Origin of the sequence: Brevundimonas denitrificans, from assembly GCF_030160755.1 — a bacterium.
Taxonomy (GTDB): Bacteria; Pseudomonadota; Alphaproteobacteria; order Caulobacterales; family Caulobacteraceae; genus Brevundimonas; species Brevundimonas denitrificans.
The window spans coordinates 17,426-27,370 of sequence record NZ_BSOY01000038.1 but is presented as its reverse complement, the minus strand read 5'-3'; the positions used below and the strand labels follow the sequence as shown (position 1 = coordinate 27,370).

Annotated in this window: 8 protein-coding genes and 1 riboswitch; of the genes, 5 read left to right on the top strand and 3 right to left on the bottom strand. The window is 69.6% G+C overall.

What is annotated here, in order from left to right; translation table 11 throughout:
* The coding region (locus QQJ79_RS09470; protein ID WP_284222677.1) for a gamma-glutamyltransferase family protein at window positions 1–1,689 on the top strand (1,689 nt) is incomplete at its 5' end.
* 69 nt (window positions 1,690–1,758) lie between these two features.
* On the opposite strand, the gene QQJ79_RS09465 is transcribed toward QQJ79_RS09470, so the two are convergent.
* Window positions 1,759–2,643 carry a lipid A-modifier LpxR family protein gene (locus tag QQJ79_RS09465; RefSeq protein ID WP_284222676.1) on the bottom strand — a complete coding sequence of 295 codons (885 nt, stop codon included), beginning with the start codon at window positions 2,641–2,643 and terminating at the stop codon, window positions 1,759–1,761.
* A 140-nt stretch (window positions 2,644–2,783) separates the two neighbouring features.
* Window positions 2,784–4,667, bottom strand: a complete 1,884-nt coding sequence (locus QQJ79_RS09460) for a ribonucleoside-diphosphate reductase subunit alpha (RefSeq protein ID WP_284222675.1) — start codon at window positions 4,665–4,667, stop codon at window positions 2,784–2,786.
* A 267-nt stretch (window positions 4,668–4,934) separates the two neighbouring features.
* On the opposite strand from QQJ79_RS09460, the gene QQJ79_RS09455 reads away from it, so the two are divergent.
* The 4 genes from QQJ79_RS09455 to QQJ79_RS09440 all read left to right on the top strand — a co-directional run bounded on the left by QQJ79_RS09455 (window position 4,935) and on the right by QQJ79_RS09440 (window position 9,187).
* Window positions 4,935–5,717, top strand: coding sequence for a phosphatase PAP2 family protein (locus QQJ79_RS09455; protein WP_284222674.1), 783 nt, complete (start codon window positions 4,935–4,937; stop codon window positions 5,715–5,717).
* A riboswitch (yybP-ykoY riboswitch) is annotated at window positions 5,697–5,800 on the top strand. (Overlaps the previous gene by 21 nt.)
* A 182-nt stretch (window positions 5,801–5,982) precedes the next feature.
* Window positions 5,983–6,546, top strand: a complete 564-nt coding sequence (locus tag QQJ79_RS09450) for a TMEM165/GDT1 family protein (RefSeq protein ID WP_284222673.1) — start codon at window positions 5,983–5,985, stop codon at window positions 6,544–6,546.
* 35 nt (window positions 6,547–6,581) lie between these two features.
* Window positions 6,582–6,944, top strand: a complete 363-nt coding sequence (locus QQJ79_RS09445; protein ID WP_284222672.1) for a VanZ family protein — start codon at window positions 6,582–6,584, stop codon at window positions 6,942–6,944.
* Between the two features lie 158 nt (window positions 6,945–7,102).
* The gene (locus QQJ79_RS09440; protein ID WP_284222671.1) at window positions 7,103–9,187 is read left to right on the top strand and encodes a hybrid sensor histidine kinase/response regulator; all 2,085 of its coding nucleotides are present in this window, start codon (window positions 7,103–7,105) and stop codon (window positions 9,185–9,187) included.
* 4 nt (window positions 9,188–9,191) lie between these two features.
* Here the strand turns inward: QQJ79_RS09440 and QQJ79_RS09435 are convergent, their stop codons facing one another.
* The gene (locus tag QQJ79_RS09435) at window positions 9,192–9,842 is read right to left on the bottom strand and encodes a glutathione S-transferase family protein (RefSeq protein ID WP_431307588.1); all 651 of its coding nucleotides are present in this window, start codon (window positions 9,840–9,842) and stop codon (window positions 9,192–9,194) included.
* Between the last annotated feature and the right edge of the window lie 103 nt (window positions 9,843–9,945).

The window sequence follows — 9,945 nt, the reverse complement described above, 5'->3', positions numbered from 1 at the left end:
GCGCCGTCGGGACCCGCAGCGTCTCCGGCCCCGGCGCCGGTCCAGCCCCCCATGGCGCGCGGACCGTTCGTGGCGGCGGCCAATCCGCTGGCGGTCGAGGCCGGGCTGAAGATCCTGCGCGAGGGCGGCTCCGCGGTCGATGCGGCGGTGGCGGTGCAGGCGGTTCTGGGTCTGGTCGAGCCGCAGTCCTCGGGCCTCGGCGGCGGGGCCTTCATGATGGCGTTCGACGCCCGCACGGGGGAGGTCACCAGCTATGACGGGCGCGAAACCGCCCCGGCGGCGGCGACGCCGGAGCTGTTCTACGAGAACGGACGGCCGCTCGGGGTCGGCGAGGCCATCCTGAGCGGCCGGTCGACCGGCGCGGCGGCGGCCGTGGCCATGCTGGCCATGGCGCAGAAGGCCCATGGCCGGTTGCCGTGGAGCGCCCTGTTCGCGGAGGCCGAGCGACTGGCGCGCGACGGCTTCGTGGTCAGCCCGCGGCTGGCGGGCTTCATCGCCGCGACGCGGGGCCAGGCGCGGACGCGCTGGGCGGACGCCTATTTCACTAAGCCGGACGGCCAACGGCATGTCGCGGGCGATGTGCTGCGGAACCCCGCCTATGCCGACACGGTGGCCGAGCTGGCGGCGGGCGGGGCCGAGGTCTTCTACAACGGCCGCGTCGCCCGGGAGATCGCCGCTGCGGTGGCCGAGGCGCCGCGACCGGGCGTTCTGACCGCCCAGGACATCGCCGCCTATGAACCGATCGAGCGCGGCGCCCTGTGCCGGCCGTACCGGATCTATGTGATCTGTGTCCCGCCGCCGCCGTCCAGCGGCGTGGCGGTGCTGCAACTGCTGGCCATGGCCGAGGCGACGCCCGACATCTCGCTGGGCCCGGACAGCGCCGGGGCCTGGGCGGCCTTCGCCCAGCTTCAGCGGCTGATGTATGCGGATCGGGACCGCTATGTCGGCGACCCCGGTTTCGTCCGGGTTCCGGTGCAGGGACTGCTGGACCCCGACTATACCGCCGCGCGTGCGGCCCTGGCTCCCGGCCTGACCGGAGCGGCGGAGGCGGGAACGCCGCCGGGGGGCGTGCTGGCCGGGCCCGACGCGACCGACGAGCCGGCGGGGACGTCGCATTTCGTCATCGTCGACGCCGAAGGCAACGCCGTCAGCATGACCACCACGGTCGAGAGCGTGTTCGGCTCGGGCCGGATGGCGGCGGGCTTCTTCCTCAACAATGAGCTGACCGACTTCTCGTTCTCGCCGACGCGGGCCGACGGCGCGCCCGCGGCCAATGCGGTGGCGGCGGGCAAGCGGCCGCGCTCGTCGATGTCGCCCGTTCTCATCCTCGACCGTGAAGGCCGGCTGGTCGGCGCCCTGGGCTCGCCGGGCGGACCGTCCATCCTCGCCTATAACGCCCGGGCCCTGATCGCCGTGCTGGACTGGGGCCTGCCCGTCCAGACCGCGTTCAACCTGCCCAATCTGGTGGCCCGGGGCGACGGCTTCGGCGCGGATACGGACCGGTTCTCAGAAGCCCTTCGGGCGGGTCTGGCGGCGCGCGGCGTGACCCTTCGGCCCAATGACAGCGAAACCTCGGGCCTGCACGGGGGGGTCTGGCGTCAGGGCCCGGACGGCTGGGCCTGGGACGGCGGCGCCGACGATCGCCGCGAAGGCGTGGCGCGCGTTGAGGCAGCAGGCAGCAGGCAGTAGGGCTCAGGGGGCTTGGAGATCAGCCGCAGTCTGGCTCTCACCTGCTGCCTAATGCCTGTTGCCTGATCCCTACTCAGGCTTGATCGAGAGCTGAAACGCGATGACGCCCTCGGAGACGTCGGTGTCGACGCCGTGGCCGGCGCGCAGACCCTCGACGCCGATCTCGCGATAGATCAGGCCGATCGAGCTCTGCACCGGCCCGCGGCGCATGGCCACGCCGAGCGAGGCGTCGCCCATGAAGACGCCGGAGTCATGGCTCACGCCCGAGCGGGCGAATTCGCCGTCGCGGTTGCGGGCCCAGTTGTAGCCGACCGCCCGCCCCGAGCCGGCGGCGTACAGATACCAGCGCGGCCGCTGGCCGAACGCCTCTCCGCCGTCGGGCACCAGCTGATCCAGGTCGGGGCCGATGCGCAGGGTCGCCCCGGCCTCGGTGGTGCCGCCGCGCGAGCCGACGCCGACGCCGACATGGGGCGTCAGGGCGACGTCGAGACCCGACGCCGTCCGGCCGAGGATCTCGGTCCAGCCGCGGGTGTAGGTCAGGTCGTAGTGTTCGGTCTCATAGGCCGCCGGATCCAGCGGCCCGGGCGGCAGGGGCGATCCGTCGACCCGGCGCACGGGGCCTTCGGTGCGCAGCCGCAGCCGGTCGTCAAAGGCGCTGTTCTCAAACCAGACGTCGCGGCTCGAGGCGACCCAGGGCGAGGCCTGGTCGCGGACGGGAGGGGCGTAGCCGCTCCAGCCCTCCTCGGGGCCCCAGGCCGGGCGGTCCGCATCGGCGAAGCGGGCCTCGCGATCGAGCCGGGTCAGCAGGTCGGAAACTGTGGTGGGCGCTGCCTGGGCGACAACCCAGGGGTTGGACCCGGCGGCCTGGGGTTCGGGCGGCGATTCGACAGCGAGCGCCGGGCCCGCACAGGCCGCAGTCGCCAACACTCCGAACGCAACAACCGTCATACGCATCAACGGTCCTCCCGATCCGTCAACAACCGCGACCCTGCACGATGTGCGTCGCCTCGCCAACAGGCTTTTGCTCCCGCTGGCGAACGTCGGCTGCAGAACGAGGTTCCCGGGTCACAGCGTGGCTGACGCTCCCCGACGCCCTACTGACAGGCCAGACACTCGTCATAGTCGGTGCGGGCGGCGCTGAAGAGGTCGGGCTGGTTGGGATCGATCTCTTCCTCGACCTTGTTCTCGGCGCCCGCGAAGGCCGCGCGCTGAACCGATTTGGAGCGCAGATAGTAGAGCGACTTCACGCCCTTCTCCCAGGCGGACCAGTGCAGCATGTGCAGGTCCCATTTGTTCACGTCGCCGGGGATGAACAGGTTGATCGACTGGGCCTGGCAGATTTCCGGGGCGCGGTCGGCCGAAAGCTCCACGATCCAGCGCTGGTCGAGTTCGAAGGCCGTCTTGAAGATGGATTTCTCGTCGTCGGTCAGGCCGTCCAGGTGCTGGACCGAACCCTCGTGCTCGAGGATCGAGTTCCACACCGCCTCGGTGTCGATGCCCTTCTCGCCGAGAATCCGCTCCAGATAGGGGTTCTTGACCGCGAACGAGCCCGACAGGGTCTTGTGGGTATAGATGTTGGCCGGGATCGGCTCGATGCCGGCCGAGGTGCCGCCACAGATGATCGAGATCGAGGCGGTCGGGGCGATGGCCAGCTTGTGGCTGAACCGCTCCATGACGCCGCGCTCGGCGGCGTCCTCGCAGGCGCCCTTCTCCTCGGCCAGCAGACGGCTGGCCTTGTCGGCCTCGCGGCGCAGATGTTTGAACAGCCGCATGTTCCACGACTTGGCCATGGCGGACTCAAACGCCACGCCCTGGGCCTGCAGGAAGCTGTGGAAGCCCATCAGCCCCAGGCCCACCGAACGCTCGCGCTTGGCCGAATAGACGGCTGCGGCCATGGCCGGCGGGGCGCGGCGGATGAAGTCCTCCAGCACATTGTCGAGGAAACGCATGACGTCCTCGATGAATTTCGGCTCCTCGCGCCACTCCAGGAAGCTCTCGGCGTTGACCGAGGACAGGCAGCAGACGGCGGTGCGGTCGACGCCCAGGTGGTCGCGGCCGGTGTGCAGGGTGATCTCGCTGCACAGGTTGGACTGTTTCACCGACAGGCCGAGGTCGCGCTGATGCTGCGGCATCTGGCGGTTCACCGTGTCGGAGAAGATCAGATAGGGCTCGCCGGTCTGCAGGCGGATCTCGAGAATCTTCTGCCACAGGGCGCGGGCGTCGACGGTCTTCACCACCGCCTTGTCCTTGGGCGACAGCAGGTCGAAGGTCCGGCCGTCGCGCACGGCCTCCATGAAGGCGTCCGAGATGTTGATGCCGTGGTGCAGGTTCAGGGACTTGCGGTTGAAGTCGCCCGACGGTTTGCGGATCTCGAGGAACTCCTCGATCTCGGGGTGGTGGACGTCGAGATAGACGGCGGCCGAGCCGCGGCGCAGCGAGCCCTGGCTGATGGCCAGGGTCAGGGAGTCCATCACGCGGATGAAGGGGATGATGCCCGAGGTCTGGCCCGCGCCCTTGACCTTCTCGCCGATCGACCGGACGCCGCCCCAGTAGGTGCCGATGCCGCCGCCGTTCGAGGCGAGGGCCACATTCTCGTTCCACACCGACTGGATGCCGTCGAGGCTGTCGGCCACGGCGTTCAGGAAGCAGCTGATCGGCAGGCCGCGGTCGGCGCCGCCGTTCGACAGCACCGGCGTCGAGGGCATGAACCAGAGCTTCGACATATAGTCATAGACGCGCTGGGCGTGATCGTGGTCGTCGGCATAGGCCGTGGCGACCCGGGCGAACATGTCCTGATAGCTCTCGCCGGGAAGCAGATAGCGGTCCTCCAGCGTCTTCTTGCCGAAGTCGGTCAGCAGGTCGTCGCGGGAGCGGTCGAGCTGGAGGGAGCGCACCACGGAGAGATGGGGACGCGGCGCCGCATCGCCGCCCGCAACCGGCTGGAATTCCACTGTCTTCAACGCTTCGCCGCCGGCCATAATGCTGTCGCCCCTGAACTGATCGTCGCGAGAACCCCGCGTCCCGAAACCACATCATCTTGTGGCGGAGACGTTTCTCACGTCCAGATATGGGGCGCAGATGGCTAACCAACCGTCAACGGGGTTGACGATCACTTTCTGCCCGAATCGCTCTCAAGGCGGGGGATGAGCCTGTGGACAGGCCGCGACGCGGGCGTGACAGGAGACTCCGTTCAGCATCACGAAGGCGTGAATGGAACGTCCCACAAGCGTGACCGTTTGCGACCGATGATCTCATCCCAAATCGCTCCGTTTGCCCATCGGGTCTGGCGCATCGCCCGGACCGAAATCACCGCGCTCGCCGCCCTGTTCGTCGTGGCCGCGGGGATCATGACCTTCGTCGAACTGGCCGACGACATGACCGAGGCGGATGGCCGGGCCTTCGACCAGGCGGTGCTGCTGGCTTTGCGGCCAGGCGGCTCGGCCGACGGCTGGGGCCCGCCCTGGCTCGAAACCGCGGCGCTCGATCTGACCTCCCTCGGCGGGATCGCCGTCCTCGGCCTGTTCGCCGTCATCGTGGTCCTGTTCCTGATCCTGCAGCGAAAGCATCTGTCGGCCCTCCTGCTGGTCCTCGGCCTGGCCGGGGGCGTGGCGCTCAGCGAAGGGTTGAAGGCGGTCTTCGGCCGCGACCGCCCGCCCGCAGCCTACCAGGCCGTGGAGACCATCAACGCCAGCTTCCCCTCCGGCCACGCCCTGCTGTCGGCGGTCTTCTATCTCAGCATCGGCGTCATGCTCACGCGGGCGTTCCCGCGGCGGCGCTTCAAGGCCTATGTGCTCGGCGTCGCCCTGCTGCTGACCCTGATCGTGGGCCTTACCCGCATCTATCTGGCGGCGCATTGGGCCAGCGACGTGCTGGCCGGCTGGAGCGTGGGCGCGGCCTGGGCCATGGCCCTGTGGCTGGTGGCCTATGCGGTGCAGCGCCGCCAGGCCGTGCATGCGGGCGGTCCGCACGACAAGACCTTGCCCGTCGATCCCATCGAAGATACAGACCCGCCCGTCATCGGGGAGTAGCCGCCCGCGCCGATCAGCGGGGTTCGCGTCAACACACTTCCTCTCGCCCGGAGAGGATGGCGCGGAAAGGTCCTTGTGGCCCTGTGCCACGCACGCGGTGCGCGGCGACTTGAGGACGAGGTCCTCAAGCAGCGAGCGCCCGCGGCGCGAGCGATAGGACCCCAAGGCATCACGGCAAGACCGCTGGCTTCGCAGGGCGCTTCCACGCGGGGGCCGGCTGCGACGCCGCTGGTCTGTCCGCCGAACCCCCGCGAACGAAGTCGCCTTGGAAGCCTTCCTGATCTCGACCGGCCTCGTCTCCGTCGCGGAGATCGGCGACAAGACCATGCTGCTGGCCATCATGCTGGCGGCGGCGTGGCGGCGGCCGCTGCCGATCCTGCTGGGCATATTCGTCGCGACCCTCGCCAACCACGCCTTCGCGGCGCTGGCCGGCTCGGTGCTGGCGCGCTTCATGGACGGCGACTGGGTGCGCTGGGGCGTGGGCCTGGCCTTCCTCGGCTTCGCGCTGTGGGCCCTGATCCCGGACCGGTTCGATGGGGCGCCCGACAAGACGGAGAAGACCTTCGCCGGCGTCTTCTGGACCACGACCGCCGCCTTCTTCGTGATCGAGATGGGCGACAAGACGCAGGTCGCGACCGCCATGCTGGCCGCGCAGTTCCAGAACCTGCCGCTTGTCGTGGCCGGCTCGACCCTGGGCATGATGCTGGTCAACGGCCCGGCCGTTCTGCTGGGCGAGACGGCGGCGAAGCGTTTGCCGCTGGGCTGGATTCGTCTGGCGGCGGCGGCGGGTTTCGCGGCGACCGGGGTTTGGGTCCTGCTTGCGGGCTGATAGAAGCGACGCCTCCCCGGAAAGCCCTGAATCGTATGCGTACCTTCCTCCGTCTCGTCGGCGCCGCCCTGCTCCTGATCCTGATGGGCCTGCTGCTGGCGCCCGGCGGGACCGTCGAGTCCGAAGAGCTGATCTGGGACAAGGCGGCGCATTTCATCGCCTTCGGCCTGATCCTCTGGAGCCTCGGCGTGCTCTTCCGGCGTCTGCCGCGGACGTGGGCGGCCCTGCTGGCGATCGCCCTCGGGGCGGCGGTCGAGGTGGTGCAGGGTTATATCGGCCGTGATTCCAGCTGGGGCGATCTCCTCGCCGACGCGCTCGGCGTGGGGGTCGCGCTGCTGGTCTGGGTGGTCTGGCGCGGTTTCCGGCCGCGGGAGGCGTTTCAGCCCCCAAACCCGTGACGCCCCCAGGCGCGTGTAACAAATGCGTCCGATTTGTTTACGCCTTCACGGTAACGCTCCCCTGATCGGGTATGGCCGGAGGGAACCGGTTGAGGGGTCATTGGCGTCTTTTCAGGCATGAGGCAGGCCGCGTCGCAGGTCCGCCCGCCTGGGTCTATGTGCTGCTGTTCGCCGCTTCGCAGCTGATCGGCCACTGGAGTGTGGCGACCTTTGACGCGGTGGCCGTCTGGCTGTCCAACGGCATTCTCGCCGCGGCCCTGCTGCAGCTCCATCGCCGGCCCGCCGTGGCTGTGCTGACCGCCTGCTTCACCATCAACCTGTTCAGCAATCTCATCCGCGGCGACGTCGGCATGCTGCTCTGGCTGAACGCGCTCCTGAATATGGGCGAGGCCTTCCTGTGCGCCTTCCTGGCCCGGCGGGTCTGCGGCGCCGCGCTCGACATGCGCCGTCCCAAGCGCCTGCTGGCCTTCGCAGGCTACTCCGCCGTTCCAGCCGTGGCCGTGACCGCCGCCATCGGCTTTGGCCTTGTTATGCTGGTCCGCGGCGCCGGTCTCAGCGCCGCCGCCGTATTCAACATCTATTCCTTCCTCATCGTCGAACTGCTGGGCCTGCTGCTGGTCACGCCGATCCTGTTGCTGGTGGCGCGGGCCCATCGCTTCCGGGGCATGACCCGTGCGCGTGCGCCAGAGGCAATCGCCTTGTTTGCGCTGATGCTGGTCGTGACGACGGCCGTCTTCTGGCAGAACGACCTCGCCGTCGCCTATCTGACCTTCCCGCCCATGCTGCTGATCAGCCTGCGGCTATCCCCGACCAGGACCGCGGGAGCGCTGATCCTGCTGGCGGGCATCACCGGCGCGGCGACCCTGACCGGGCACGGCCCCGTGCACCTGACCCGGCTGGCCGAAGTTCCGGGTCTGGAGGCGGTTTCGCCCATGCTGCGCCGGCTGGGCATTTTCAATCTGTACATGCTGGCCATGGTCGCCACCGTCCTGCCGATCTCGACGGTGATGACGGAACGCCGCCGGCTGGAGGCCCGTCTCCGTGCGCGCACCCTCGCCGCCCAGGAGGCGCGACGGAAGGCCGAGGACGCCGCCGCCGCCCGGTCCCGCTTCCTCGCCATGATGAGCCACGAGATGCGCACGCCCCTGAACGGCGTCGCCGGCTTCGCCGATGTTCTGGCCGGCCGTCCGGGTCTGGACGCCGAGGCCGTGCGTCAGGCGCGCCAGATCCGGGAATCCAGCGACGGCCTGCTGATGCTGGTCGAGGACATCCTCGACTTCGCCCGCGGCGACGACATCCTGACGAACGAGCCGCTCGATCTCGCCGCCGTCGCCCGCGAGACGGTCGCGCCCAGTCTCGCCGCCGCCGAGGCGCGCGGGCTGACACTGAGCATTGATGACCGGCTGCCCGCCCAGGCCCGCTTCACGGCCGACCGGCGCGCCCTGCGCCAGGCCCTGCATCCGCTGGTCGCCAATGCGGTCAAATTCACCGAACGCGGCGAGGTCGTGGTGCGGCTGGATCGCGCCGGCGACGGCGTCTGCATCCGGGTCTCGGACACCGGCTGCGGCATCGAGCCGTCGATCCTGCCGGACCTGTTCGAAGCCTTCGCCCAGGGCGACGCCTCGATCCGGCGCAACCACTCCGGCGTCGGCCTGGGCCTGGCCCTCGCCGCACGCCATGTGCGCCGCATGGGCGGGCGGATCGACGTCGACAGCCGCGTCGGCGAAGGCTCGACCTTCATCCTCAACCTGCCCTTTGAGCGCGCCGCCGACGCCATCGAGGACATCACGCCGGCGGCGGAAACCGCGCCTCCCGTCGAGGATCCCGGCCGCGCGCCCTGCGTGCTGGTGGTCGACGATCATCCGGTCAACCGCGAGGTCGCCCGGATCATGCTGGAGGCCTTCGGCTGCGAGGTGGTGGAGGTTTGCGACGGCCAGCAGGCGCTCGACGCCGTGGCGGAACAGCCCTTCGATCTGGTGCTGATGGATGTGCGCATGCCGGTCATGGACGGGCTCGAGGCCACGCGCCGCATCCGGGCCATGCCGGATGCCGGCGACATCCTGTCCATCGTGGCCATGACGGCCGACGCCATGCCCGAGGATGTGACGCGCTGCCTCGCCGCCGGCATGAACGCCCATATGGCCAAGCCGATCAACCAGGCCGGCCTGCTGTCGATGGTCAACCGGGCCCTGTCCGGCGACCTCCCGGTCGCCCGGGTGACCCTCCAGGCCGAAGCGGCCTGACGGCCTAGCTGCCGTATCGACCTGTCAACGGAAACCGTTCGGCCCAGAAGGCCGCCAGCTCGGGCAGGGCGTCGACGCGCCGCATGACCTCGCCCATGCGCGGGGCGACCTCATGAAATCGCTTGCGGTGCGGCGTCCAGCGGCTGGCGACCGAGACATACAGGTCCAGCACCGTCAGTTCTGCGCCAAGAAGGTAACGCCCGGGTGCGATCTGGCTTTCCATCGCCGCCCAGCAGCCGGCGATGCGTTCGGCGGTGCGGATCTTGATCACCTCCTGCGCGGCCGGATCGTCGCCGGCCAGTCGCGACGGCTCGTCCCGCACCCAGAACATCGAATAGACGGCCGCCGGCACGAAGGTCATCCAGCGCAGGAACTGGGCCCGCCGCGGATCGCACGGCTCCGGCGCCAGCGCCGCCTCGGGATGCTGTTCGGCCAGCCAGATCAGGATGGCGGCGCTCTCGGTGATCGTCTCTCCGTCGGGCGTGATCAGGGCCGGGATCTGCCGCATCGGATTGACCGGGGCGACCTTGTCGCGCTCGGCCTCGCCCTCCCAGGTGACGGCCTCGATCACGGTGTAGGGCGCGCCGATCAGGGTCAGGGCCGCCTCGACCGGGACCGAGCCCGATCCCCTGGCGCCATAGACGGTGTAGGTCATGTCGATCTCCTCCCACGTCTGTGTGCTCCGGAACGCCTGAACAAGCGTGCGAGATTCCTGGAGGGACGCATAAGGGAGGCTTGAGGCGGTTCCGCCGCCTCCG